Source organism: Kineosporia sp. NBRC 101677, assembly GCF_030269265.1.
Taxonomy (GTDB): domain Bacteria; phylum Actinomycetota; class Actinomycetes; order Actinomycetales; family Kineosporiaceae; genus Kineosporia; species Kineosporia rhizophila.
This window is the reverse complement of sequence record NZ_BSTA01000001.1, coordinates 519,756-545,150: the sequence shown is the minus strand read 5'-3', so window position 1 is coordinate 545,150 and position 25,395 is coordinate 519,756. Positions and strand designations below refer to the sequence as shown.

Here is a 25,395-nt window from a genome sequence, read left to right as displayed (position 1 = left end):
GTTCGAACGGTGCTCGGTGCCCGAACCGGCGGCACCGAGCCGGGGGCAGGTGGTCCTGCGGGTCACCGCCGGCGGCATCTGCGGCAGTGACCTGGACTTCTTCCTGGGCGCCACCACGCCCGAGGGCACTCTGAAGGAGAGCATGTTCGGGGAGCCCGGCTTCCCGTTGCACGAGGTCACCGGTGAGGTGGTGGCCACCGCGCACCCTGCTCACGCGGTCGGCGACCAGGTGGTGGGCTGGGCCGCCCGCGCCGACGGGGTGGCCGAGTTCGTCACCACCGACGGCGACGAGGTGGCGGCCTACCGCAGCGGGCTGAGCCCCGAGACCGCCGTCCTGCTCCAGCCTCTCGCCTGCGTGCTCTACGCGGTCGGGACCCTGGGCGACCTGTCCGGCCAGGACGTGGCCGTGCTCGGCCTCGGCCCGATCGGTCTGCTGTTCACCCACGTGCTGCGTTCGCGCGGCGCCCGGCGGATCATCGGGGTGGACCGGGTGAACCGTTCGGCGATGGGCCTGCGGTTCGGGGCCGACGAGGTGGTCTGGTCGTCGGTCGACCGCTGGGCGCGCGATGCGGTGCTGCAGCCGCAGGTGGTCGTCGAGTGCATCGGGCACCAGGCCGGAACCCTGAACGACGCGATCCGGGTGACCGCCTCCGCTGGGCAGATCTACTACTTCGGCATCGTCGACGAGGCCGCCCAGACGGTGAACCTGCGCCAGGCGCAACGCAAGAACCTGACCCTGCGCACCGGGATCACGCTGCAGCGGCGCCGGATGCTCGCCGAGGCCGACGCCTACCTCGCCGAGCATCCGGAACTGCAGACCGGTTACGTCACCGACGTGCTGCACGCCGTCGAGATCGAGACCGCCTTCCGCCGGGCCCTGAACCCCACCCCCGAGCAGGGCAAGGTGGTCGTGCGCATGCCCTAGAGGACGAGCCGGGGCCAGTCGGCCAGGTCGGCCAGCAGCTGCCGGTCGTGGGTGGCCACCACCACCGCGGCCGGCGTCTGCGACAGGGCCTCGGTGAGTTCGTCCACGAGCGTCGCCGACAGGTGGTTGGTCGGCTCGTCGAAGACGATCAGGTCCGGCCGGCGCGCCAGGTGCAGGGCCAGGTCCAGCCGTCGCTGCTGGCCCTGCGAGAGGCGCCCGGCCGGGGTCCGGCGGGCCTCGGCGTCGAGCAGACCGGTCGAGCCGAGCGAGGGCTTGTCACCGGGCACCGCGTCGTAGACCTGCTGAGCCGTGGTCTCTCCGGTCCACGGCTGCACCTCCTGGCCGACGATCGCGACCGTGACCCCCTTCGCCGTCTTCACCAGGCCGGTGGAGGGAGCCAGTCGGCCGGCGAGAACGGCGAGAAGGGTGGACTTACCGGCGCCGTTGGGCCCGGTCACCAGCAGCCGGTCGCCGCCGGTGAGCTGCACTGAGACCGGTGCCCGGAGCCGGTCCACCACGGTGATGTCCGAACCGGAGAGCAGGGGCAGGCCCTTGCGCACCTTCAGTTCGGGCCAGTGCAGTTCGGCCGGAGGTTCGGGCACGGTGATCCGGTGGGCCTCCAACGCTTCCTGCTGGCGTTTGAAGGCCTGCACCACGCCCGGCGCGTGCGACTGGCGTTGGTGTTTGCCGGTGCCCTTGTCCGGACGCCAGCCGGTGCTCAGCCGGTCGCGGGCCTGCGCCGCCGCCTGCTCCAGACGTTGCCGTTCGGCCACCTGGGCGGCGTGATCGGCCGTCCAGGCGGCGCGTTCGGCCCGGCGGCCGTCCTGCCAGCCGAGGTAACCACCGGTGTAGGAGCGAGGACGTCCGTCGCGGCTGGGATCGAGGTCGAGGACGTCGGTGGCCAGGTCGCGGAGCAGAGCGCGGTCGTGGCTGACCACGGCCAGACCCCCTGGGTGCTGCTTCAGCCGGCTGGTGAGGAAGGCCAGCCCGTCGGCGTCCAGGTGGTTGGTCGGCTCGTCGAGCAGGAGCAGATCGTCCGGGGCCCCCAGCAGGCAGGCCAGGCGCACCCGGTACCGCTGGCCGACGGAGAGCGTGGCCAGCTCCCGGTCTCGGTCCCGGCATGCGTCGAGCGTCTCGAGCGCCACGTCCACCCGACGTTGGGCGTCCCAGGCGTCCAGCCGGGTGGCCGCCTCCAGCGCCGCCGCGTAGCTGTCCTCGGCCGCGTCGGTGCCGTTCGCGAGTTCTTCGGTCGCGACCTCGAAGGCGTGCAGTGCCGCCAGCGGGGCCGCCAGGGCCTGGTCGACCAGCGTGCCGACGGTCTGACCGTCGTGTACGGCCATGGCCTGTTCCAGCAGGGCGAAAGACCCGTTGCGGCGAACGGTTCCGGAGTCCGGGGCCAGGGTGCCGGCCAGAACGTGCAGCAGCGTGGTCTTTCCGCGGCCGTTCTCGCCGACGACGGCCAGACGGGAACCGGCCGACACGGTGACCGACACGTCGTTCAGTACCGGGCGTCCGCCCAGGGTCAGGAAGAGGTTCTCGGCACGCAGGTGCGCAGTGGTGGGCACAGATTTCTCCGCAGCTCGTTTCGGAGCCGGGCGCGCCTGAGTAGCCGCCCGGCGGATGACCGGAACGGCGGCGGGAGAAGCCGTGGAGAGGCTTGAGGACCGGCCGCCGTCAGGCGGCGGACCTCAACCTCATGAGCACGGTGCCTGGACACATACCGCCAGGGTAGGCGCTGACCGTTCGGCGACCAAGCGATTTTCGCCCCGCCTAAATGCAGGTAAATGCCGTTCGGAGCACTTCCGCGACATTCGGCCCGCTGCTACCTTTGAGGTACTAATTAGTGAGGGAAACTTACTAATTATGGCTTGATGCCGGCTGTCCCTGACGCAGCCGGACCTCCCCTGAACGAGCCGGAGCAAACTGATGAGCCGACATCTCTCAGCACGCAGCGCATCCATTGTCTCGGAGCGGTTCTCGCCCCGAAGCCTGATCGGGACCTTCTCCCTCCTGGTGGCGGTGGCGACCCTCGCCCTGACCACGGTGCTCGGATCGGGCCCGGCCAGCGCCGCGCCCACCCTGCCCACCCATCTCCTCACCGGCTACTGGCAGAACTTCGTCAACGGGGCGAAACCGCTGAAGCTGGCTGATGTTCCGCGCAGTTACGGCATCGTGGCGGTGTCCTTCGCCGATGCGGTGCCGAGCCGGGCCGGGGCGATCGACTTCACCCTCGACAGCGGGCTGGCCTCGGCGCTCGGTGGTTACACCGACGCGCAGTTCAAGGCCGACGTGGCCACCCTGAAAAGCCGCGGCCAGAAGGTGATCATCTCGGTCGGTGGGCAGAACGGCACGATCTCGCTGCCGAACGCGGCCGCGGCCACCGCCTTCGCCGACACCACCTACGCCCTGATGCAGGAATACGGTTTCGACGGCGTCGACATCGACCTGGAGAACGCGCCGAACCTGACCCAGATGACGGCGGCGCTGCGCTCCCTGGCCGGTAGGGCCGGTTCGGGCTTCGTGCTGACCATGGCCCCGGAGACCATCTACGTCCAGCCCGGCGGCTCCTACCTGCAGTTGATCGACCAGGTGAAAGACCTGATCACAGTGGTCAACACGCAGTACTACAACTCCGGCAGCATGATCGGCCGGGACGGGAAGGTCTACAGCTCGGGCACGGTCGACTTCCAGACCGCCCTGGCCGACATCCTGCTCGACGGTCACCTGCGGGCCGACCAGGTGGGCCTGGGCCTGCCGGCCACCGCCAGCGCGGCGGGCAGCGGTTACGTCAACCCGAGCGTGGTCAACAACGCCCTCGACTGTCTCACCAGGGGCACGAACTGCGGCTCCTACAAGCCGGCTTCGACCTACCCCACGCTGCGGGGTGCCATGACGTGGTCGATCAACTGGGACGCGTCGAACGGTTACAACTGGGCCAACACCGTGGGCGGGCACCTGCCCAGCCTGCCGGGTGGCGGCACCAACCCGCCCACTACGCCGCCGACCACCACCAACCCGCCGACCACTACTCCGCCGACTACGCCTCCGACCACTACGAACCCGCCCACCACGGGGTGTAACGGGGTCGCAGCATGGAGCGCTACGACCGCCTACAACGGCGGCGCGAAGGTTACCTACAACCAGCGTTCGTGGACGGCGAAGTGGTGGACGTACGGCGACAAGCCGGGTGCGAACGCCCAGAACGTCTGGGTGGACAACGGCGCCTGCTGAAACAGTGAGCGCGTGGGCCGGACGGGGGTCACCCGTCCGGCCCGTTGGTCGTTTGCTCGGCTGAAAGACGGCACTGACAGTAAGCACGTTGCTTCGGTGGGATGAAAGGTCGCCTACGGCAGCCATATCGACGTTGGGGTGACCGACTGGGGCGGTCGCGCCTGGAGAGTTGCCGGGTGTGCCGCCGACCTCTGGAGACGACACATGCAGCCCGACGCTCTCATCGTTCCCCGCCAGCAGGCGGGGTTCTGTACGGGCTGCGGGCAGCCGCGGAGCGGCCCGGTGTGTAACGGCTGCGGTCGAGTGGCCCCGGCTGTTCCAGTTGCTCCGGTTGCGGTCGGGGTTTCGGCTCCGGTGGTGGTGGCCGAAAACAATGGACGGGGGCACCGCGGACTTCGCGTCACAGCGGTCGTGATTGCCGCCGTCCTGCTCGCCACCGGCGTCGGTCTCGGGGTGAAGAACCTGGGCGACCAGAACAGCACCGAGGAAGCGCTTCGCCTCAGCGCCGCCTCGAACGCCGAACTGCAGCGCAAGCTGGACTCGCTCAGCGGCAGCACGGCCACTCTGACCAACCAGATCGCCTCGCTGCAGAGCAAGGTCGACGGCCAGCCCGACCCGGCCAAGGTGGCCGCCGGGGCCCAGCCGTCGGTGTTCACCGTGGACACCGGGACCGGAACCGGCTCGGCCTGGGTGGTCTCCTCGGACGAGGCCGGGTCCGAGCTGATCACGAACTACCACGTGGTCAAGGAGACCTGGCGGGCCGGCGGGCGCACGGTCACCGTGATCCGCGACGACGCCGAGTACACCGGCACGATCGAACAGGTCGAGCAGGCGGCCGACCTGGCCGTGCTCTCGGTCGGGGAGAAGCTGCCGGCCCTGCCGATCGCCGAGAAGAAGCCCGCCGTGGGCGATCCGGTGCTGGTGCTCGGTTCCCCGCTGGGGCTGGGCGGCACCGTGACCTCCGGCATCGTCTCGGCCTTCCGCACCGCCGACGGCACCAAGGAGATGCAGTTCTCCGCGCCCATCAGCCCGGGGAACAGCGGCGGCCCGGTGATCAACCTGAATGGTCAGGTGATCGGTGTCTCCGTGGCCAAGTACGTGGCCGACGGCGCAGAAGGGCTGGGCATCGCCATTCCCGCTGCCACGTTGTGCAGCGTGCTGAGCGTCTGCTGAATCAGCCTTCCCCAGAACGAGCCTCGACCTAGGATCGATACCTCATGCCCGAAACCCAGCCGAATGCAGCGCTCTCGGACGGACACACCGTCTGGTCCTGCCCCACCTGCGCCGGACCGGTGGCCACGACCTGGCTGTTCTGCGAGAGCTGCGGCACCGACTTCCGGGTCAGCCGCCCCAACCGGCTCACGACGCCGATCCCCCTGCAGACGGCCGCGCCCGTCGTCCAAAATCTTCCGGTGATGCGCGCCGAACCGGTGCCACCCGCCCGCTCGCCACAAACGTCCTCTGGTCTGCTCGAACGACTACGCGACGGTCTGGCCGACCGACTGCCGAACGCGCCGCACCTCTCGGCCGACACCGGCACCGCGCTGAAGGCTCTGGGCGGCCTGCTCGCCGTGGTCCTGATCGGTGTGGCCGTCACCGTGCACCTGCAGACCCGCGCCGATCTGCACCGCACCGAGCGCACCCTGGCCTCGGCCCAGGAGCAGCTCACCGGGGTGCGGGCTGACCTGGCCGCGAACCAGGCCAAGCTGGTCAGTACCAAGGGCGACCTGGCCGACGAGACCGCGAAACTCGATGAGACGCAGGGCAGTCTGGAAGACGCCAACGACCGGCTCAACCTGCAGAACGACCAGATCGACGACCTGAAGTCGTGCCTGGGCGGGGTGCAGGCGGCGTTCAGCTACTTCCTGAACGACTCCTTCGACAGCGCCCTGAATGAGCTGTACGCCGTCGAGGCGTCGTGCGACCGCGCCTACGCCCTGTTCTGATCCACCCCAAGAACGGCAGAGCGCCGCGCGGGTGGATGGGACCTGCGCGGCGCTCTGCTCAGAACGTTGCCGGACGGTTCAGCTCAGCGCGGTGGACGTGCTGGAGTCGACCGACACGGTCAGCGGGGAGGTCGGCGACTGGGTGGTGCCGGGACGCTCGTGGGCGGCCCAGTCGCTGGTGTGCCAGAAGTTGACCAGGTAGCTGGCCGGCCGGTTCGGGATGCGCTCGGCCGGGCCCTGGTAGTCCCAGAGCGTGGTCTCCTGGCCGGCCTCGTCGGTGATCGTGAACCGGACGTTGTCCTTCGTCCAGTCGATCTTGTAGTCGTAGTAGTTCTTCGAGGAGTCGAAGCCCTTGATCGCCGGGACGGTGGCCGGGCTGGCCTCGTCACCGCTCAGCGTCTCGACGCAGTTGCCCGAGAAGTCGGTGTAGTAGCAGGTGGAGATGACCTTGCCGGCGGCCAGGTCGATGATCCGGGAGACCCGCTGCGACTTGGCGGTGCTGTCCTCGTAGTCGGTGTAGATGGTCAGGTTGACCACGTCGGGCCGGGCGCAGAGCACCTCGACGTCGATCTCGCTGTTGTCGGTGAGACCGTCGCCGTCCTGGTCGGTGCCGTCGTTGCCGTAGGTGAAGATGCCGGTGACCGCACCGGTCTTCGGCTGCGCCGAGCAGTCGGCCGTCTTCACCCGGCTGCTGAAGCTGCCGTAGAGGAACTGCTCCTTGGAGGCCACCTCGGCGGCGTTGCCCGGGGAGGCGCCGGCGCCGGCCGGGATGGTGAGGTTGAGGGCCTTGCCGTCTTTCGCTGCGGCGTCGCCGACCCCGCCGGTGACCGAACTGCCACCCCGCGCGTACTTCTGGTAGAGCGAGGAGACGTTGCTCGCCCAGTCTTCGGTGTTCTTCTTGCCCGCGAAGACCGGCGTGGCGCCCGAGGGGGCGGTGCTGGTGGACGAGGGCGAGGTGGTCGCAGAGGGCGCCGTGGTCGGGTTGTCGCTCGGCTGCGTGGTTTCCGGCGCGGTCGGTTCGGTGGTGGCCGTCTCCGAGGGCGTGCTGGTCGCCGTGGGCCGCTTCTTCTTGTACTTCTTCTTCCAGTGCTTACGGGGCCCGTCCGACGCCGGGTAGGCGCTGCGCTTGCCGTAGGCGACGGTGCTTACCTCGTCTTGTGTGGCTGCCGCAGTGGTGGTTTCGCCGCGGCTGCCTCCCTGTACGGCCATGGCGGTGCCCCCGGCGGCCAGGACCAGAGCCGTGAGCGAGGCGGTGACGAGATACACGCGGCGACGACGAGCGTTCTTCAGCGACTTACGGGTCAGGGACTTCTTCATCGGGTTTCAGGGCCTCCGAGGAGTTCGGAGGACTCCCTGCCGAAGGTCAGGACATCGGCAGGGGGTCCACTGCTTTCCTCGAAATCCTGGCCGGGCCGATCTCAATGAGAGGTCAAGCACCGGGTAAAGCCATGTCGACCTTGACTTAGGTGTTCGGGTGCTGGCTCAGAGCGACCGTCCGGAAACCGGTGTTGGCCATTGAGGAGTCGGGGGTGTTGGCCGAGCGGGCGGCGTTGCGGTAGCGGTTGCAGTACGAGGGATGGCACAGGAACGAACCGCCGCGCATGGATTTCTGACCGCCGCCCTCAGGTCCCCCGGGGTCGGTCGCGGTACCCCCGGTGACACAGAAGGCGTAGTACGCCGGGTGCGCCCAGTCCGAGCACCACTCCCACACGTTCCCCACCGTCTGCCAGAGACCGTAGGCGTTGGGCTGGTAGGTGCGGACCGGAGCAGTGGTGAGCCACCCGTCCTCAAGCGTGTTCTCGCCCGGGAAGGTGCCCTGCCAGACGTTGCAGGCCCAGCGGCCGTCGACGAGTTCCTCGTCGCCCCAGGGGTAGCGCAGGCCGGTCGTACCGCCCCGGGAGGCGCACTCCCACTCGGCCTCGGTGGGCAGACGGCGCCCCGCCCAGGTGCAGTAGGCCGACGCATCGTTCCAGCTGATGTGGGTGACCGGGTGGTCGGGCAGGTCGTCGATCCCGGAGTGACGGCCGTGCGGGTGGCGCCAGTCGGCCCCCTTGACCCCCAGCCACCAGGGCGTCGCCGGGGGCTGGCCGACGATGTCGGCCTCGTCGCCGGCGAAGGCCAGATGGAAGACGGCCGAGAAGCCGAACACCTCGGCCTCCGTCCGGTAGCCGGTGGTCTCGGTGAAGACCGCCCAGTCGGCGTTGGTCACGGTGGTCGCGTCGATGCTGAAGGCCGAGACGGTGACCGGGTGGACCGGGGTCTCGCCGTCGGCCCGCCGGCCGTCGCCGAGGGCGTCGCCCATGGCGAAGGTCTGCCGGGGAACCAGGCACTGCTCGATCGTGTGGGTGCCGGTGCGCTCCGGGGCCTGCGGGATCAGGGGCCGCGGCGTCGGCGCGAGTGGTTCGCGGGCGGGCGCGCAGCAGGAAGGTTCCTGGTTCTCGGGCATCACCGCCATGATGACTCACGCTCGGTGGGCGGTTCGGAGCGGGGCATACGGACGCGTGCGGATCAGTTGGCGGTGCTCGTTCGTTACTGTGAATTGTTGTCCGAACACTTGGAGCCCTCCGTGCGTTTTCTCGACGGCCACCTGCCGCAACGTGACCTGACCTACAACGACGTCTTCATCGCCCCCGGCCGCTCCGGGGTGGCCTCGCGCTTCGACGTCGACCTGGCCAGCACCGACGGCACCGGCACCACGATCCCGGTGGTGGTGGCCAACATGACGGCGATCTCCGGGCGGCGGATGGCCGAGACGGTGGCCCGGCGCGGGGGCCTGGCGGTGCTGCCGCAGGACCTGCCGCTCGACGTGGTCGCCGAGGTGGTCGAGTGGGTCAAGCAGCGGCACCCGATCTTCGAGACACCGGTCGAGGTGCACGCCCACGACACCGTGGCCGACGTGCTGAACCTGCTGCCCAAGCGCTCGCACGGGGCGGCCGTGGTGCTCGACGAGCAGCGCCACGTGCTCGGTGTGGTCACGGCCGCCGACTGCGCCGGCGTCGACCGGTTCACCCAGGTCGGCGCCGTGATGACGCCGGGGGTGGTCACGGTCGAGGCGGGCGAGGCCGAGGCCGACCTCGAGGGCGCCTACGGGGTGCTGCACGAGACCCGGCGTCGGTTCGTCCCGGTGGTGCGCGACTCGGTCCTGGTCGGGGCGCTGACCCGCACCGGGGCGCTGCGCTCGACCGTCTACACCCCGGCGCTGGATGCCTCCGGGCGTCTGCGGGTGGCCGCTGCGGTGGGGATCAACGGGGACGTCGCCGCGGTGACGAAGTCGCTGCTCGATGCGGGGGTGGACACGCTCGTGGTGGACACCGCCCACGGCCATCAGGAGAAGATGCTCGAGGCGCTGGCCGCGGTGCGCTCGGTCGACCCGCAGGTACCGGTGGTGGCGGGCAACGTGGTCACCGCCGAGGGCACGCGCGACCTGATCGCCGCGGGCGCGAACATCGTGAAGGTCGGCGTGGGCCCGGGCGCGATGTGCACCACCCGGATGATGACGGGGGTGGGCCGGCCCCAGTTCTCCGCCGTGCTCGAATGCTCCGCTGCCGCCCGGGAACTGGGTGGGCACGTGTGGGCCGACGGGGGAGTGCGGCACCCGCGCGACGTGGCCCTCGCCCTGGCCGCCGGGGCCAGCCAGGTCATGGTCGGCTCGTGGTTCGCGGGCACCCACGAGAGCCCGGGCGACCTGGTCACCGATCCGTCGGGCAAGCAGTACAAGGAGAGCTTCGGGATGGCCTCGGCGCGGGCGGTGGCCGCCCGGACCAAGGCTGACTCACCGTTCCAGCGGGCCCGTAAGGGGCTGTTCGAAGAGGGCATCTCGAGCTCGCGGATGTATCTGGACCCGGCCCGGCCCGGGGTGGAGGACCTGCTCGACGAGATCACCTCGGGCGTGCGTTCGGCCTTCACCTACGTGGGGGCGCGCACGGTGCCGGAGTTCGCCGAGAAGGTCGTGATCGGGATGCAGTCGCCGGCCGGTTACGAGGAAGGCCGTCCGCTGCCGGCCGGGTGGTGAATTTTGAAGACGTCCTTGGGCACCTTGGTCGGGCCGGTCGCCTTCAGGCGGTGGCCCGGTCCTTGGTGCCGGCCAGGGACGTGACCAGGGCGGAGAAGCTGGGGAACGGGCGGGGGCGGTCGTCGCTGCCGGCCGCCCAGGCGTAGGCCGTCCACTCACCGTCGGGGCTGATCCGCGCCGCGTCGATCAGGCCGTACTGCCCGCGGCTGTCGTCCAGCACCACCAGGCAGTCGGCGATCACCTCGATGATCTCCTCGAAGCTGCTCCAGGCGTCGACCAGGTCGTGCTCGGGCGAGCGGGCCCAGCGCAGTTGCGTGGTGGAGAGCAGGCCCTGCAGCGAGTCTGCGTTGCTCCAGCCGTTGCTGCAGGTCAGGAAGCTTCTGAGGCTGGGCGGCAGGGGCCGGCCCAGCCGTTGCTCGGCGGCCTGGACCTCGGCCGGGGTGGCGGGCCGGCGGCCGTGCCAGGCCGGGCCCTGGCCGAGGGGCAGAGGCGCGCTGTCGCCGTTGGCCTGGCTGGGGGCGTAGCGCGTCCGGGAGCAGAAGCCGCGCAGGAACTCGTGCCACTGGGCGGTGCTGCTGAGACGCATGGGATTCATGATCTCGTCGGTCATGGGCGGTTGGCGAGGGTTTGAAAGTTTTTGGCCCTCCGCCTCAACCGGGAGGGGCCTTGGGCGTGTTCTTTCGGGCGACAGCGGATTCGCTGTCGGGTCGAGGGGAGATGAACCGATGAAGAAGGTCACCACGGTGGGGGCGTCGGCTCTGGCCATGTGCGCGGCACTGGCCGGTGGGGCGGTGCTGGTGGCGCCGGGGGCTTCGGCAGTGGCTGCTGCTGCGCCCTATGAGGCGGCGGGTCTGCCTCAAACTTCTGAGCAGCTGGCCTACGTGCAGCGGGGCCAGGTGGTCACGGTGTACCGCGGGGGTCAGGTGCTGGCCGAGGTCGAGGCCCAGTCGGCGGCCCACCCCGGCGGCCAGGCCAAGCTGGTGCTGAAGGTGAAGGCGCACAAGACCTTCGCCTTCCGGGCCGGTCAGTTCCTCTGGGCCGACGCCAAGGGCGACCACGAGGCGTTCAACCCGGTGCGCAAGGTCCGGGTGCCCGGCGGCAGCACCGGCACGGTGAGCATCCGGTTCGACGGGGTGCGCGACGGCAACGTGGTCTGGGCCCCGCGGCGGGAGAACACGGTCGGGGTCTGGCAGGTCGAGGGGAGCACGGCGAAGGGGGCGGCCCAGCTGCTGTCGCCGAGCTACGTCCAGCGTGACTCGGTGGTGTCGGTGTACAAGGCGGGCAAGGTGGTGGCCCGGGTCACCGCCCAGTCCGCGGTGCACGCCAAGGGCAAGGGCAGCGTGCGGCTCGATGTCGAGGCGGTGCAGAAGTTCTCGCTGCGGCCCTCGGCCTTCGTCTGGAGCGACCAGGACGGTGACCGGCACAAGCCGGTGGCCGGCAAGAAGGTCTCGCTGGAGCCGAAGACCACCCGCAGCATCACGGTGAAGTACGACGACGTGGCCGCCGGCGGGCTGGTCTGGTCGCCACGCGCCCACCTGGTGGCGGGGGCCTGGGGCATCGGCTGACCTGCCGCGTTTCGCGGGTCGCCGGGCAGAGGGAATGCTGTCTGCCCGGCGGCCCGGACCGGGGGTGGGGCCGCCGTCGAGGTGTGGGGGACGATGAGGCAGGACCTGAAAGACCGCTTCCAGCTGATGGCGCTCAGAGAGCTGCCCCGGCTGCGGCGCTTCGCGCTGCACGTCTGCGGCGATGTGCACCGGGCCGACGACTACGTGCAGGGCACGCTGGAGAGGATGTACGTGGCCTGGCCCCGGGTGCACGAGATCGACCATCCGGGAGCCTATTTGCGGGCCGTTCTGCTGCGGCACGTGCTCAACGAGGGGCGCCGCTCGTGGCGGCGTGAGCACTGCGTCGCGCTGCTGCCCGAGCGTGGCTACGACTCCACGCCGGGTGCCGACCTGGGGATGGACCTGACCCGGGCGCTCGCCGGGCTCACCACCCGCCAGCGAGCCGCGGTGGTGCTGCGCTACGTGGAGGACCGGCCGGTCGCCGAGGTCGCCCGGATCATGGGCACCACGCCGGGTACGGTGAAGCGGCAGTGTTCCGACGGGGTGGCCCGGCTGCGGCTCATCCTGGGCGACGATTTCGCCGATGAGGGGTTGTCCCTGGAAGAGGCTGGAGGTGGCGCCCGATGAGTGAGCCGGACGAGCGCCTCCCGGAGCGCCTCCGACAGCTGGACGAGGCCGGGCCCGCGATGCCCGAGTTCGACCTCGACGCCGCCGTGCGCGGCGGCGAGCGCCGGGTTCGGCGGCGCAACGCCGGCACCGCTGCCGCGGCCGGCGCCGGGCTGGTGCTGGCCGGGCTGGTCACCGGCTCGATCTGGACGGGCTGGACGGGCTGGACCGACGAAGAGCCGGAGCTGGTCACCGCCCCGGACCCCGCCGAGCTGGTCTACGAGCAGCACGGCGATTCGGTGATGGTCTACCGCGACGGCGATCCGCTCGCCCGGGTCAGGCTGGAGGCGGTCACCGTGGGCCGAGAGGGCTCCGGCACGGTCGAGGTGACGGTCGATTCAAACGGCCCGTTCACCCTCAGCCCCGCAGGGTTCTTCTGGGCCGGAGAGGGCGAAGACGTGGCACCCACCGACGCCGGGCCTCAGGTCACGGTGGAGGGGGCCAAGGAACTGCGGCTTACCTACAGCGAGGTGTCCGACGGTGAGCTGGCCTGGATCCTGCCGGGGGTGGGCCAGCCCGCGGCGGTGTGGAGCGTCGGGGCGGGCACCTCGCCCACCGAGGTGAAGACCGACCGGGTCTGGTACCTGCAGCAAGAAGACACGGTGGCCGTCTACCAGGGCCGCAGCCCGCTGGCCCAGGTCACCGTGTCCGACGTAGGCCGGGCCGGCGAGACCGCTCAGGCCCGGGTCGTGCTCACGGCCACCGGCCACTACGAGCTCAGAGGCGACGACTTCCTCTGGGCCGCGGCCGACGGCACCCAGCACGCAATGGTCGAGGGCAGTTGGCCCTCCCTAGCCTGGCGGGGCGCCTGGGCTATTGGAGACGTGGGTGGGCCGAGCGCGCGGCTGGAGTTCGAGCCTGTGGGAAAGGGCGCGGTGGTGTGGGCGCCGGGCGGGGGAGAGGCAGCGGGCGTCTGGACCCCCTGAACCGCTGGCCGTCTCGCCAACTGAGCCGCTAGCCGTCCTGCTGGCCGAGCGGCTGGCCGTCTCGCCAACTGAGCCGCTAGCCGTCGCGCTGGCCGAGCGGCTGTCGTTTCCCGGCTGGCTGCCGGTTGAACTGCTGGCCAACCGATGGCTGAGCCGTTGGCCGTCCCACTGGCTGACTCGCCAGCCGTCCCTCGACTTGGGCTGGCTGCACCGGCGGCGGGCTCGGCCCGATGCCCCGCTGCCTATTGCCAGACGGTGGCCGACTGCCGGAACTCTTCTGGATCGCTGTACACCGGATCACACAGCAGATGGCCGAACTGCTGTCTGAGCCGCTGGCCGTCCTCGGGCCGACCCGCCGCCGACCCATCGCCGACCCTGCTGTCTGAGCCACTGGCCCTCTCGCTGGCCGTCCTCTGACCCCGGCTGGCTGACCTGTTGGCAAGCCACCCGGTAGTGGGCTCGGCCCCTGGGCCCGGTGCCTATTGCCAGACGGTGGCCGACTGCCGGAACTCTTCTGGATCGCTGTGCACCGGAATCACGCACAGCAGATGGCCACCCGGTGCCCGCAGCGTGCGGCAGTCCAGCCACCGTCCCACCTCCACCGCCCCCAGCCCCAGCAGCCGGTCCGTCTCTGCGTCAAGGTCGTCCGTCTCGATGTCGATGTGGAAGCGCGGGGCGTCGTCCACCGCCTGAATTGCCGTCACCAGCCCCGGAAATGCCCCCTTGAGACTGGTGAACTGCTCTTCGCCAGGCACGGGGGTGGCGGGGACGCCGAGCGCCGAAGACCAGAAGGTCGCGGCGGCGGGTACCTCGTCGCGGGGGACGTCGATGAGCAGCGTGGAGAATCGGCTCCTGTGCATGGCCCCCAATCTACGAGTTGACGGCGCCTGTGCACCCTCTTATGAGCCCGGCTGCTCCGCGGCGACCGGCCGCTACGAGGGAGGCGCCTGTCTCACCGGCACTTTCAGGTATTCCATGTGCTGCAGAAAGCTGCTGAACACCTCTGATGCATGACTGGGGGCCGGCGTCGGATGCAGCCCATTGCCCAGATCCTGCCCCGCCGCGGGCTCAATGCCGAGGTAGCTGGCCACCCGGTGAGCACCGAACTCCTTCACCGCCTGCGCCAAGAGTGCCTCGATGTGCCGACAGGAGGTGCGCTCGCCCAGCCCGCCGCAGGCCAGATCGTCGTTCGACCGGCAGCTCAGTCCGTGGTCCCCGGCGGTGATGGAGGAGGCGTAGACCCGTGACGGTGTTGTCTCACTCGGGATCACGCCCTGCAGCCTCCCGTCGGCCAGTTCGAGGAAGGCAACCTCAGGGAGGTCCGCCCAGTCGCCCTGCGGAAACTCATTGCTCTGACGGAACTCGCTGTGCTGCGGGGAGTGGGTGGGCTGCGGCAGGTCGGCGGGCTGCGGGGAGTGGATGGGCTGCGGCAGCTTGGTGTGTTGCGAGGAGTGTGTGGACTGCGGCAGCTCGGCGGGCTGCGAGGAGTGTGTGGACTGCGGCAGTCCGGGGGTCTGCAGGAAGTGGGTGGGCTGGGGAGAGTTGGTGGGCTGTTGCAACTGCGGTGAGCCGAGCGTCGGCGTGCTTGGTCTTTCTTCTCCGAGCTTGTTCGCGCTTACAGCTACTGATTTCGACTGAGCCGTTCCGCGTTCGCTGTGCTCGTTCCTGTCTGCCACTTGCCCGCCCCTCCTTGGCTGTGTGGTTGCCCCTCCGGGGTCTTTCTAGCGAAATGCGAAGACCAAGGGGTGGTGCCTCGCCGAGCAAGGACGGTTCCCGTTCGGGTCGTAATCGGCCGGGTGCGGAGGACGCCGGCTGCACGTGCCCTGCTCCGGACCCCGGACCCCGGAGCCCGGAGCCCGGAGCCCGGAGCCCGGAGCCCGGAGCCCGGAGCTCGGAGCCCGGAGCTCGGAGCCGAGACCCGAGCCAAGGCCGGAGCCCAAGCCCGAGCCGCAGACCGAGAGCGGTGCCAAGGTCGGGGCCCTGAGCCCGGCGGCCGGCCGGATCCTCCTACTCCACTCATCCCCTGAGCAGGTCGGCCACCGCTCTCATGGACGCTGGGAACTCCCGGAAAAGCTTTCCCGCCGGGGCATCAGCCGAAATGCTGCCCGAAGCTCCCGTTTTACCGACGGTGAACTCTGTCCAGGCGCCTTCTTGCCCCAACAGGCCGGCGACTCCAAGTGCTGTGGTGGGGTGGGCGTCCAAAAGCTTTCTGGCCAGCGGGTGGTGATTCTGGGCGGCCGGTGCCTGGGGGCCTGTGCGGACTGGTGCCTGTGTTCGGTTCCACGGGGCAGTCCAGGAGTCCAGGGTGGGTAGTTGGCCCGGGAACGTGCGTCCTGCCTCGCGGGTGAGGATCGGGACGAGTTCGGCAGCTTCCTGTTTCAGGGTGGTGATCAGGTTGGGCAGCCAGGGGAGGAGCACCGGGTCGGGCAGGCGGGCGAAGGCCTTCGAGAGGGTCTCGACGACGAAGGGGGACAGGCGGGGGACGGGTTCCATGGCGTGTACGAAACCGCTCACGTACTGCGGGAAACTGGGGACGACGAGGGGGTTGGCCAGGAGCTCGTCGCACTTCTCGCGCAGGTCGCCGATGCTCAGGTGGCCCAGTTGGTGGCGTGCGGCCCAGAACAGTGCAGTCTTGGCCGGGGTCTGGGGTGCGGACTGCTGCACCGCGAGCTCCAGCTGAGTGCGCTCGCAGCCGCGGCTCAGGGCCAGGCCCTCCATGCTGAACAGGAAGCCCAGCATGGCTGCCACCTGCCGCACGCCGGTCTCCTCGTCGGCGAACGAGGTGGGCAGCAGGGTGCAGTAGTGGGCGTAGCCGGCGGTGACGAACTGCTGGCACCAGGTGGGTAGCCGGCCGCCGGGATGGGCGGGGCTCTCGAAGTAGGCGATCAGCCGGCGGATGCGGTTGAGGACGAGTGGGGCATCGTCGACCGTGCGCTCGGCGGCCAGCAGCTCGACCGCACGCAGGCCCAGTTCGTCGGTGAGGCGCGGGCTTTCTAGGAGGCGCAGCGAGTCTTCCACGGCGCCCAGGGCGTCGGCCGCGGTGGCTTTCGGATCGTGCACCGAGCGCCGTAGACGCTGCTCCAGAACCTGCTCGACGGTGACGCCCTCGTAGCCGAGCTCGATCAGGGTGCGTTGCTGGCGGCCCAGGTCGAGGTCCCAGCTCTCTTGCCGAGACTTCTCCCCCAGTCGCCGTGAGCCCATCACGGTGCGGACGGCCCGGCCGGGCAGCAGGTACTGCAGGCGCCAGAGCAGGCGGGAGCAGCCGGCCAGCTCGGGCTGGGCGACCAGGTCGATCAGGGCCCGCCGGATCGTGCGGGACTGTAGGTCGATGCCGAGCGGGGCGAGCCGGTCGTGGACGTCTTTCGCCAGCGGTGGCAGTGCGTCGTAGCCGACCTGACCCACCTTGTCGCCGCCGAGCAGGATCTCGCACAGGTGCCGGACGTCGCGCCGGCCCGGCACCACGTCCTTCTCGATGCAGGTGATCGCCGCATCCTGGAAGTCGTAGGGGGTGGGCCGCAGCCGTCCTCGCATCCCGGCCAGGAGCACCGACGTCTGGTAGACCGCGATGGCATCGGCCGTGCTGGCCAGGTAGCCGTTGCGTCGGGCGAGCCGGACGATGTCGACGCACCAGCCGCGCAGTTCGTCTTCGTCCAGGCCACCTCCGGGAGGAGCGGTGGCCAGGTACTCGCTGAGCTTGTCGGTGACCGGAGTGGCCGGGGCGGGTGCGGGCAGCGCCTTGGTGGAGCGCCGGCGCGTGCCCTTCTGCCCCTCCAGGCGGAACGGGGCAAGACCCGAACGCCTGAGCGACTTCTCCCAGGTGGCCGAGGCGATCGAGACCGATCCGGGGGCGAGCCCGAACTGCGCCTCGATCGACGAGTGGCTCGACGGGATCAGGCCGTACAGCCACTCGGTGCCGCTGCGCGGGCTGATCTGCAGATCGGGTGTGCCCGGGGTCGACCCGGCCTCCTCGACCCGGCTGACGGCGTGAAAGGCCCCACACACGTACAGGGCCTCGGACCGGTCCAGGCCCGAGGAGGCGAGGTGGGCGCGGATCCTCGTCCACATGTACCGCTCGCGCTCCTCGTCGGAGGCCAGCCGCTCGCTGTCTTCCGGGGTGAGCCGCCGGAAGAGGCTGCCGATCAGCGTCATCACCTGGCGGTAGGTGTCGTGGTCGGCGTCGGCCAGCGGCTGCTCGACGTACTGGTCCCACCACTCCGACCAGTGCCGCACCTTGCCGTGGTGCAGCAGGTACTGCTCGAGCTCGGCGAACCGGGGCCGCAGGTCGCCGATCTCGACGCCGACCGCATCGCCGTGCAGGTTCTCTTCCGCCTGGTCGGGCTGGTCGGGCTGGTCGGCCGATTCCTGAGGGAGCCACTGGAACACGTGGTCGGCCGACCGGTCGACGAGAACCAGTTCCACGCCGGGCGTCTCGAGGGCATAGGCGATCGCCTGGTACTCCGCCGAGGCCTCGGTGATCGGCGCGATCACGTTGAGCGGACCCCAGGCGGCCGGAAAGCCCTGCAGGTCGGAGGCGAACGCCTGCAGGGCCACCGGCAGCCGGCAGTTGCGCAGCTCGGTCAGCAACGGCTGTAGGTCTTCGCAGAGCTCGAGGTAGATCACCTTCGGCTGCTTCTGACGCAGCCGCCGGCCCATCGCCAGCGCCGAGGCGGGCGAGTGGTGGCAGACCGGGAAGATCTCCAGCGGCTCGGCCAGGGAGTGATAGACGTCGTCGACCAGGCCCTGGAGGATCTCCGGCAGGGCGGCCGGACCCTCTGCGAAGGTGGCCGCGGCGTCGAGCAGTTGCCCCCGCAGGGCCTCGAAGGTGTGACCAGGCACCTGGCTCCGGACACTGCTCATGACAGTGCGCTGATCGCCTGGCGACCACCCTCGAGGAAGCCCTGCCACTGCCCGCCCTCGTCACCCTCGGCCTTGCTGCGCGGCTCGACCACACCGTGCAGATAGGTGTTCAGGATGGCCAGGTCCTCGGGGCTGCGGCGGGCCAGCGAGCCCACCAGCGACCCGGCCAGGGTCTGCGCGGTGAGCTGCTTCTCGCCGAAGAACGTGCTGTGCAGCACCGCGTCTTCCAGCACACCGATCTGCTCGGCGGTGGAGAGCGCGGACTCCAGCTTCTCGTCGTCGCTCTTGGCCGCCGCCGCGGCCGCCCGCAGGTCGGCGAAGCTCTGCAGCAGGACGTCGAACAGGGTGGGCGGCACCTCGAGGTCGATCGCGTGGCGGCGCAGCAGTTCTTCGGTGCGGAACCGGACGATCTCGGTCTCGCTCTTTTTGTTGGTCACCACCGGGATCCGGACGAAGTTGAACCGCCGCTTCAGCGCCGAGGACAGGTCGTTGACCCCCCGGTCGCGGCTGTTGGCGGTGGCGATCACCGAGAACCCGGGCTTGGCGAAGACGATGTTGTCGTCGTCCAGTTCCGGGATCGAGACGTACTTCTCGGACAGGATGGAGATCAGGGCGTCCTGCACGTCGCTGGTGGAACGGGTGAGCTCCTCGAAGCGGCCGATCACCCCGCCCTCCATCGCGGTCATGATCGGCGAGGGGATCATCGACTCGCGCGACTGCCCCTTGGCGATCACCATCGAGACGTTCCACGAGTACTTGATGTGGTCCTCGGTGGTGCCCGCGGTGCCCTGCACCACCAGGGTGGAGTTGCGGCTGATCGCCGCCGCCAGCAGTTCGGCCAGCCAGCTCTTGCCGGTGCCCGGGTCGCCGATCAGCAGCAGACCGCGGTCGGAGGCCAGGGTGACGATGGCCCGCTCGACGATGCTGCGGTCGCCGAACCACTTCTGGGAGATCTCGCGCTCCAGCCCGTCGGCCCGCTCGGAACCGAGGACGAAGGTGCGCACCATCTTCGGGCTGAGCCGCCAGGAGAACGGCCTGGTGCCGGTGTCGACGGACTCCAGCCAGTCCAGCTCCTCGGCGTACTTGGCCTCGGCCGGGGCGCGCAGCAGGTCACTCATGAAAGATTCTCTCCTCAGCGGTTTCAGGCGATGAAGTTCTTGAGCTCGGTGACGAGCTTGCCGATGCGACCGGAGATCACCGGTGTGCCCAGGTCCTTCAGGCGCTGACGGAACCAGGGGTTGACGCTCTGTGAACCTGAGCTGTTGACCGAGCCGACCGGGATGAAGCGCACCCCGGACCGGTGCACCGCCTCGATCCCCTCGAACAGCGGCTGCGAACGGTCGAACTCGTAGAAGTCCGAGATCCAGACCATCACCGTGTTGCGCGGGTCGGCGATCTTCGGGCGGGCCATGGCCATGGCCACCGGCCCGTCGTTGCCGCCCCCGAGACTGGTGCGCAGCAGCACCTCGAACGGGTCGTGCACCCAGGGGGTGAGGTCGATCGCCCGGGTGTCGTAGGCGATCAGGTGCACGTCCACCTTGGGCAACCCGGCGAAGATCGAGGCCAGGATGGTGCAGTTGACCATCGAGTCGACCATGGAACCGGACTGGTCGACCACCACGATCAGCCGGGCCGGGGTGACGCGCTTGGCGGTCTGCCGGTAGAACAGCCGATCGACGTAGAGCTTTTCGTCTTCCGGGCTCCAGTTCGGCAGGTTCTTCCAGATCGTGCGGTCGAGATCGAGGTTGCGGTAGACCCGCTTGGGCGGCACCGTGCGGTCGACCGTGCCGGCGCTCGCCTGCGCCACCTGGGTCTTCAGCACCTCGGTGACCTCTTCGACGAACCGGCGGATCAGCGCCTTGGCGTTGGCCAGGGCCACCCCGTCGAGATTGCTCTTGTCTCTCAGCAGCTGCTCGATCAGCGACATGCTGGGGGTGAGCCGGCCGGCCAGGTGGTTGTCGGCCAGCACCTCGCGCAGCTGCATGCGGTTGACCAGATCGCCCTCGATACCGGCCAGCATCGGCCCCAGACCGCTGCCCTGCCCCTGGCTCCGCATCTCGCCCGGGCCGAAACCGCAGGCCCGTTCGAACCAGCCGGCGTCGGCCTGCCAGCGGGCGAGCTGACCGGCGGTGACGTTGCCCTGACCGGTGGCGAACACGTTGAGCAGGAGCTTCGAGACCAGGGCGGCCCGCCGGACCTCGTCGGCCTTCTCGCCCTCGGCCACGGTGCCCTCAGCCATCAGGCCGTCGAACTCGGCCTGCAGGTGGGGAAAGCGCTGGACCAGGTTGTCCACCGAGGTGCCCGGGTCGAGCAGCACAGAGGGAAGGTCGAGGTCTTCGACCACGGCCACGCTCGCGCTCTCGAGCGCAGGCTGCTCGTCCGGATCGAAGAGCCGGGCCAGGAGCCGCCAGTAGAGCACCTGACGACGGTTCTCGGCCGCGCTGTCGGAGAGGGCGTTCGCCGGAACGGACGCTTGTTCGCTCATTTGCGTAGCAACCTTCCCGCCCGCTCCCGCAGGACCTCGACCGCTGCTCCGGCCACCGCCTCGGCCTTGGCCGCCTTCGGCTCGGTGGGGCCGAGCGCCCAGTCGCCGGTGTGCGCCTCGACCGCCTTCTTGCGCACCGTTGCCTGCACCGCAAGAGGCCGCACCGACCACCGCCCGGCATCGTGCCGGAGCAGAGCTATGCAGGTGGTGGATGCCCCGACCATGGCCGCGGTGAGGGGACCGGCCGCAGGGAGTGGATCGATCGGCAGGGAAAGACCGCCCAGATCGATCTCACCGTCGGAGACGGTGTAGCCCTCCAGCAGAACCGGTTCCAGAATGGCTGCCGGATGGCGTTCGAGCGGGGCGACCGGCGCGGCCAGGGCCCCGGCCAACCGGACCCGGGCCGTTGCGAACGGATCGGTGACCTCACCGGCCGAGGCGCGCGACTCGTCCCAGATCAGGTCTCCGAAGGCGGTCAGCGGGACGCCCGCGAGTTCGACCGAGCGATGCTTGGCCAGGGCGTCGAGCAGCACCGGGAAGCCCTCGAGCAGGTGCCAGGCGGAAGCGCCGGTGATGGTGTCGACCTTGGCCGCAGTGACCGAGGTGCGCACCAGTCGGATCTCTTCTCCCTCTTCGAGCAGCCCGTACACCTGGACCTGGAACGCGGTGGGGTGTTCCCGCAGGTCGGCTCCCAGGATCAGGAAACGGCCGCTGACCTCCCGGGCCGATGCCTGCGACTGCGACATCAGTAGCGCCCGGCCCCACAGATCGGCCCAGCGCCGGGCCGGGACCTGCGGCTGCGTGGCCACTGGCGCCGCGGCCCTCAGCTCAGCGGCCAGCCCGTCGATCAGCACGGCCGGGCGACGGTGGCGCGGATCTTCGAGCAGGCCGGGTACCAGACGGGCGCCGGCGGCCGCGACCTCGTGATCCACGCCGCGCCACCCGGTGATGGCCAGTTCGCGCAGCCAGGAACGGATCCCGGCCGGCACCTCGGAGCCGGGCGCGGTTTCGGGCAGGTCTGCCCGAGGGCGGCTCAGCGCCTGGTCGAGCCCGGCCAGCAGAGCATCGTGGGCCGCACCCAGGAGCGCCGTCCGCGCCCCGGCCAGGGCCACCAGGTGCTCGTCGGTGATCGAGCCGGCCTCGATCTTGGCCACGGCCTCGGCCACCGGCGTGGCCAGCGGTGAGTCGGCGAACACCGCGGCCAGATCGGCGAGCGACTGCAGATGGCTCTCGTCGGGACGGCCGAGACCGTGCACGAGCACCTCGTCGAACCCGTCGACCAGGGCCAATGCCTCGGCCAGGCCGGCCGTCGGGCTGCTCAGGGCTTCGGCGAGGATCACGGCTGCGCCTGCCCGGCCGGGAACCACTGCAGCTCAGGCAGCGGCTCGGTGGTGACCGGCACCTCCAGGTAGGCCAGGTGCCGCAGGAAGCTGCTGAACACCTCGGCGGCCTGGCCTTTCACTCGAGTGGGGCGCAGGCCGGCCGCCAGCTCCTGACCCTGGGCCACCTCGATGCTGAGGTAGCGGGCCACGCGTTCGGTGCCGAACTGCTTCTCCGCCTCGGCCAGCAGCGCCTGGATGTGCTTGCAGGGACTGCTGCCCAGACCGCCGCACGGCCGGTTGTTGTTGGTGGAGCAGTCGAGCCCGTGCTTACCGGCCGAGATCGACGAGACGTAGACCCGCTCGATGTCGGACCCGCTGGACACGACCCCCTGCAGACGCCCGTCGGACAGTTCGAGGAACGGCACCTTGGCCAGCTTGCGCGGATGTACCGGTGGCACCTGAGGCGCCACGCTGACCCGCGCCGGATCGGTTACGAGCTTCTTCACAACCCCTGCCTTCCGCGGCCCGGCCCCTCCGGGTGGAAGAAGTTGTAGCGGAAGCCACCGACAGAATCGGATCACCGGGACGAACGCGGCAGTATTCACGCGGTGTATGTATCGAGTGTATAGTCGTTCCATGGCCACCGGTGATGCGCTTCTCGCGCTCCTTATTCTTGGCCCGCGGCACGGCTACGACCTGAAACGAGCCTATGACGACTGGTTCTCAGGTCTGCGGCCGATGGCCTTCGGGCAGGTCTACTCGACTTTGTCCCGGCTCCAGCGGGACGATCTCATCCAGGTCGCCCAGACCGAGACGGCCGAGGGGCCGGAACGCACCGTCTACGAACTCACGTCGGTCGGCCGCACGCGTGCTCAGGAATGGCTGAGCGAACCGGTCGACCCGGACGTGCCGGGCGGTGCACCGGCCGACGAGCTGATCCGGAAGACGCTGGCGGCCTATCGTCTCCACACCGATCCGGCCGGTCTGGTCGCCCGGCAGCGAGCGGTGCACCTGCGGGCCATGCGAGCCCTGGAGCCTGGGACCGGAGGTGAGGTCGAAAGCCTCGGCCGGGCGGTCACCAGCGATCACCGGCGTCAGCACCTGGATGCCGATCTGCGATGGCTCGAGGTCACGGGCGAACGCATCCGGCGCTTTCCCGCGCCGCCGGTCGATGCTCTGCTCGGACCGGTCCTCCCCGATCCGGCCGACGGCTCAGGCAATTTCGTGAACGATGCGCAGTCCGGCGAAGGAGCATGAACATGTCCGAGCAACCGGTTCTCGTGCTGGAGAACATCCAGCACGCCTACCACCGTACGGTGGCTGTGCAGGGCATCAGCCTCAGCGTGCAGGCGGGTGAGTTCGTGGCCGTCACCGGCCCGAGCGGGTGCGGCAAATCGACCCTGCTGCATGTTGCGGCGGGGCTGATCCGGCCTCAGGCGGGCACGGCGTACCTGATGGGCCGCTCGCTGGCCGAGACCACCGACGACGACCGGGCCCGCCTGCGCCGCAGTCGGCTCTCCCTGGTGCTGCAGTTCGGCCAGCTGGTACCGGAACTCAGAGGTCTGGACAATGTGGCGCTACCGCTGCTGCTGGAGGGGCACGACCCTCGGGAAGCGCGCAAAATGGCCGCGAGCTGGCTGGAGCGGTGCGGTGCCGAAGCGCTCGGCGACGTGGCGCCGCCCGAGATGTCCGGCGGGCAGGCGCAGCGCGTCGCCGTTGCCCGGGCTCTGATCACCGGCCCGCAGCTGATCCTGGCCGACGAACCGACCGGAAGCCTGGACTCGGCCGGGGGCCGGGAACTGCTCGACCTGATGCTGGGAGAGGCCCGGAACGGCGGCGCCGCCCTGGTCATGGTCACCCACGACAACTCGATCGCGGCCCGGGCCGATCGCGAGATCCACCTTCTCGACGGCAGAATCGTCTCCGAGGCGGTGCTCGCATGAGTGTCGGCACAGCGACCCGTCCGCACCAGGTCTTCTGGCAGTTGTCGCGTCCGAAGGCTGCCGCCGACCGCCGGCGTGCCTTCCGGATGTCTGCGGGCGTTGCCGGCAGCGGAGTGTTTCTGCTCGCCGCACTGGCTCTGCTCAGCATCGACGGCAACCCCAACGCGGCGATGTCGTGCGACCCCACCAACTGCGTCCCTCAGGCCCCCTCGGAAACTCCATATCAGCCGGGCCTTGCAGACTACGTGACTCAGCCCGACTTACGAGCCGGCACCACGTTCGGCGCTCTGCTGCTGGTCGTCCCGTTCATCCTCCTTGCACTGCAGGCGTTGCGCACCGGCACGGCGGCCCGCGAACGCAGACTCGCTGCACTGAGTCTGGCCGGGGCCACCAGAGGCGACCTACGGCGGCTGGCCCTGATGGAGGGGACACGGGCCGCCGTCGTAGGGGCGCTGGCTGCCGGACCGGGGTACATCCTGCTCTGGCTGCTGCTCGGGCCCGCGATGCCCAACAACGCGAAACTGCTTCCTCAACCAGGATTGCCCGTGATATTGGGCTGGCTCGGTCTCGTACTCGTGCTGGGCTCGGCCGGTGGGCTGATCGCCCAGCTGACAGCACGCCCGGCCACTGTCTCGCCGCTGGGTCTGACTCGTCGGCGGCCACGCCCCCTCGCCCGCTTCGACGCCCTCGTGCCGGTCGTCTCTCTGATTGTCATCGTGGCGTGCTTCATCGGGCCGCTGGGATACCAGGACTACATGCTGATGATCGTCTTTGCCGCTGTCATGACGCTTTCGGTCACCGGCGGACCTTGGCTCATCCTGCTGACTGCGCGTATTGCCTCGCGAAGGCAAGGGCTACTCACCTCATTGGCCGCGCGGCGCCTCCTGGCCGACGTGCGCACACCGGGGCGGGGTGTGGGCGTGATGCTGGCGGTCGGTGTCACGTTCGGTGTCCTGCCGGTTCTGGTGGCGAATGTCATCACCCAGGTGAACCGCGAGGACTACGGCTTCTACCTGTACGGAAGCGGTGGCGCAGCAATTGCTGCTCTTCTGGCAGCCGTGGTAGCCACCTCGTCCCTCGTTGTGGGAGCGACTGAACAGGTACTGGAAAATGCCCGAGCAACAGCGGTCTTCGTTGCCCTGGCGGCCTCACCGAACATGGTCTCGAAAATTGTCCGCCGTCAGCTGATGCTCGCCGCAGTCCCGCCCACGATGATCGGTGCGGTGTTGGGCTGGGCGGCATACGTACTGCTGCTGAGGAACGAGGGGCAGAACATTGTCTGGATCGTCGCCACGCTTCCCGTCGCTTTGGGCTCTGCGGCCCTGGCCGCAGTGCTGGGTGCGCTGATCGCCACCATGGCGGTCGGCCCGGCGATCCGGAGCAGTTCCGGGCCGGAAAACCTTCGCACGCCATAACGACAGATCAACCAACAGAGGACGTCCGGGGCGCCTGATCTCTAGGTGCCCCGGACGTTTCTCCCGCAGGGAGCACTTCGATAGGTCACCGCAGTGCCGGCT

General features: G+C 69.7%; 22 protein-coding genes. 11 read left to right on the top strand and 11 right to left on the bottom strand.

Annotated features, from left to right (window positions below; genetic code table 11):
- Positions 1-16: 16 nt before the first annotated feature.
- Positions 17-925: a zinc-binding dehydrogenase gene (locus QSK18_RS02475; RefSeq protein WP_232808255.1), complete on the top strand. Its 909-nt coding sequence runs from the start codon at positions 17-19 to the stop codon at positions 923-925.
- Here QSK18_RS02475 and QSK18_RS02470 read toward each other — a convergent pair.
- The gene (locus QSK18_RS02470; protein ID WP_285616454.1) at positions 922-2,490 is read right to left on the bottom strand and encodes an ABC-F family ATP-binding cassette domain-containing protein; all 1,569 of its coding nucleotides are present in this window, start codon (positions 2,488-2,490) and stop codon (positions 922-924) included. The genes QSK18_RS02475 and QSK18_RS02470 overlap by 4 nt on opposite strands.
- A 361-nt stretch (positions 2,491-2,851) precedes the next feature.
- On the opposite strand from QSK18_RS02470, the gene QSK18_RS02465 reads away from it, so the two are divergent.
- From QSK18_RS02465 to QSK18_RS02455, 3 genes are all read left to right on the top strand, one after another.
- Positions 2,852-4,156 carry a glycosyl hydrolase family 18 protein gene (locus tag QSK18_RS02465; protein WP_285616453.1) on the top strand — a complete coding sequence of 435 codons (1,305 nt, stop codon included), beginning with the start codon at positions 2,852-2,854 and terminating at the stop codon, positions 4,154-4,156.
- A gap of 411 nt (positions 4,157-4,567) precedes the next feature.
- The gene (locus tag QSK18_RS02460; protein ID WP_285616452.1) at positions 4,568-5,329 is read left to right on the top strand and encodes a S1C family serine protease; all 762 of its coding nucleotides are present in this window, start codon (positions 4,568-4,570) and stop codon (positions 5,327-5,329) included.
- Positions 5,330-5,373: 44 nt separating this feature from the next.
- Complete coding sequence (locus QSK18_RS02455; RefSeq protein WP_285616451.1) at positions 5,374-6,102, top strand: coiled-coil domain-containing protein; 729 nt, start codon at positions 5,374-5,376, stop codon at positions 6,100-6,102.
- Positions 6,103-6,180: 78 nt separating this feature from the next.
- Here the strand turns inward: QSK18_RS02455 and QSK18_RS02450 are convergent, their stop codons facing one another.
- Positions 6,181-7,419, bottom strand: coding sequence for a glycoside hydrolase family 16 protein (locus QSK18_RS02450; RefSeq protein ID WP_285616450.1), 1,239 nt, complete (start codon positions 7,417-7,419; stop codon positions 6,181-6,183).
- A 145-nt stretch (positions 7,420-7,564) separates the two neighbouring features.
- Positions 7,565-8,548 (bottom strand): formylglycine-generating enzyme family protein, encoded by a 984-nt coding sequence (locus QSK18_RS02445; protein ID WP_285616449.1) that lies wholly within the window; start codon positions 8,546-8,548, stop codon positions 7,565-7,567.
- 120 nt (positions 8,549-8,668) lie between these two features.
- Between QSK18_RS02445 and QSK18_RS02440 the strand changes: the two genes are divergently transcribed.
- The gene (locus QSK18_RS02440) at positions 8,669-10,114 is read left to right on the top strand and encodes a GuaB1 family IMP dehydrogenase-related protein (protein ID WP_232808249.1); all 1,446 of its coding nucleotides are present in this window, start codon (positions 8,669-8,671) and stop codon (positions 10,112-10,114) included.
- 43 nt (positions 10,115-10,157) lie between these two features.
- Here QSK18_RS02440 and QSK18_RS02435 read toward each other — a convergent pair whose 3' ends face one another.
- Positions 10,158-10,700, bottom strand: coding sequence for an SMI1/KNR4 family protein (locus QSK18_RS02435; protein ID WP_285616448.1), 543 nt, complete (start codon positions 10,698-10,700; stop codon positions 10,158-10,160).
- Between the two features lie 139 nt (positions 10,701-10,839).
- Between QSK18_RS02435 and QSK18_RS02430 the strand changes: the two genes are divergently transcribed.
- The 3 genes from QSK18_RS02430 to QSK18_RS02420 all read left to right on the top strand — a co-directional run bounded on the left by QSK18_RS02430 (position 10,840) and on the right by QSK18_RS02420 (position 13,271).
- Positions 10,840-11,679 (top strand): hypothetical protein, encoded by an 840-nt coding sequence (locus QSK18_RS02430; RefSeq protein WP_285616447.1) that lies wholly within the window; start codon positions 10,840-10,842, stop codon positions 11,677-11,679.
- A 93-nt stretch (positions 11,680-11,772) separates the two neighbouring features.
- Complete coding sequence (locus QSK18_RS02425) at positions 11,773-12,306, top strand: SigE family RNA polymerase sigma factor (RefSeq protein WP_232808246.1); 534 nt, start codon at positions 11,773-11,775, stop codon at positions 12,304-12,306.
- Complete coding sequence (locus QSK18_RS02420; protein ID WP_232808245.1) at positions 12,303-13,271, top strand: hypothetical protein; 969 nt, start codon at positions 12,303-12,305, stop codon at positions 13,269-13,271. Before QSK18_RS02425 ends, QSK18_RS02420 begins: the two co-directional genes overlap by 4 nt.
- A 479-nt stretch (positions 13,272-13,750) precedes the next feature.
- Here QSK18_RS02420 and QSK18_RS02415 read toward each other — a convergent pair whose 3' ends face one another.
- The 7 genes from QSK18_RS02415 to QSK18_RS02385 all read right to left on the bottom strand — a co-directional run bounded on the left by QSK18_RS02415 (position 13,751) and on the right by QSK18_RS02385 (position 22,441).
- A complete protein-coding gene (locus QSK18_RS02415) occupies positions 13,751-14,131 on the bottom strand; it encodes a VOC family protein (protein WP_232808244.1) in 381 nt (126 codons plus the stop codon).
- 72 nt (positions 14,132-14,203) lie between these two features.
- Complete coding sequence (locus QSK18_RS02410; protein WP_232808243.1) at positions 14,204-14,947, bottom strand: hypothetical protein; 744 nt, start codon at positions 14,945-14,947, stop codon at positions 14,204-14,206.
- A gap of 340 nt (positions 14,948-15,287) precedes the next feature.
- Positions 15,288-18,128, bottom strand: a complete 2,841-nt coding sequence (locus QSK18_RS02405) for a DUF5682 family protein (RefSeq protein WP_285616446.1) — start codon at positions 18,126-18,128, stop codon at positions 15,288-15,290.
- Positions 18,125-19,246, bottom strand: coding sequence for an ATP-binding protein (locus QSK18_RS02400; RefSeq protein ID WP_232808241.1), 1,122 nt, complete (start codon positions 19,244-19,246; stop codon positions 18,125-18,127). Before QSK18_RS02400 ends, QSK18_RS02405 begins: the two co-directional genes overlap by 4 nt.
- Before the next feature lie 23 nt (positions 19,247-19,269).
- Entirely contained in the window at positions 19,270-20,613 is a 1,344-nt protein-coding gene (locus tag QSK18_RS02395) for a VWA domain-containing protein (protein ID WP_232808240.1), read from the bottom strand.
- Positions 20,610-21,950 carry a hypothetical protein gene (locus tag QSK18_RS02390; RefSeq protein ID WP_352396457.1) on the bottom strand — a complete coding sequence of 447 codons (1,341 nt, stop codon included), beginning with the start codon at positions 21,948-21,950 and terminating at the stop codon, positions 20,610-20,612. Before QSK18_RS02390 ends, QSK18_RS02395 begins: the two co-directional genes overlap by 4 nt.
- On the bottom strand, positions 21,950-22,441 hold the full coding sequence (locus QSK18_RS02385) for a hypothetical protein (protein ID WP_285616444.1): 492 nt from the start codon (positions 22,439-22,441) through the stop codon (positions 21,950-21,952). The genes QSK18_RS02390 and QSK18_RS02385 overlap by 1 nt, the downstream gene beginning before the upstream one ends.
- A gap of 130 nt (positions 22,442-22,571) precedes the next feature.
- Here QSK18_RS02385 and QSK18_RS02380 point away from each other — a divergent pair, with 130 nt between their 5' ends.
- The 3 genes from QSK18_RS02380 to QSK18_RS02370 are packed head-to-tail and all read left to right on the top strand — an operon-like array spanning position 22,572 to position 25,293.
- A complete protein-coding gene (locus tag QSK18_RS02380; RefSeq protein WP_285616443.1) occupies positions 22,572-23,192 on the top strand; it encodes a PadR family transcriptional regulator in 621 nt (206 codons plus the stop codon).
- Positions 23,193-23,194: 2 nt separating this feature from the next.
- Positions 23,195-23,878 carry an ABC transporter ATP-binding protein gene (locus QSK18_RS02375; protein WP_285616442.1) on the top strand — a complete coding sequence of 228 codons (684 nt, stop codon included), beginning with the start codon at positions 23,195-23,197 and terminating at the stop codon, positions 23,876-23,878.
- The gene (locus tag QSK18_RS02370) at positions 23,875-25,293 is read left to right on the top strand and encodes an FtsX-like permease family protein (RefSeq protein ID WP_285616441.1); all 1,419 of its coding nucleotides are present in this window, start codon (positions 23,875-23,877) and stop codon (positions 25,291-25,293) included. The genes QSK18_RS02375 and QSK18_RS02370 overlap by 4 nt, the downstream gene beginning before the upstream one ends.
- Positions 25,294-25,395 lie beyond the last annotated feature (102 nt).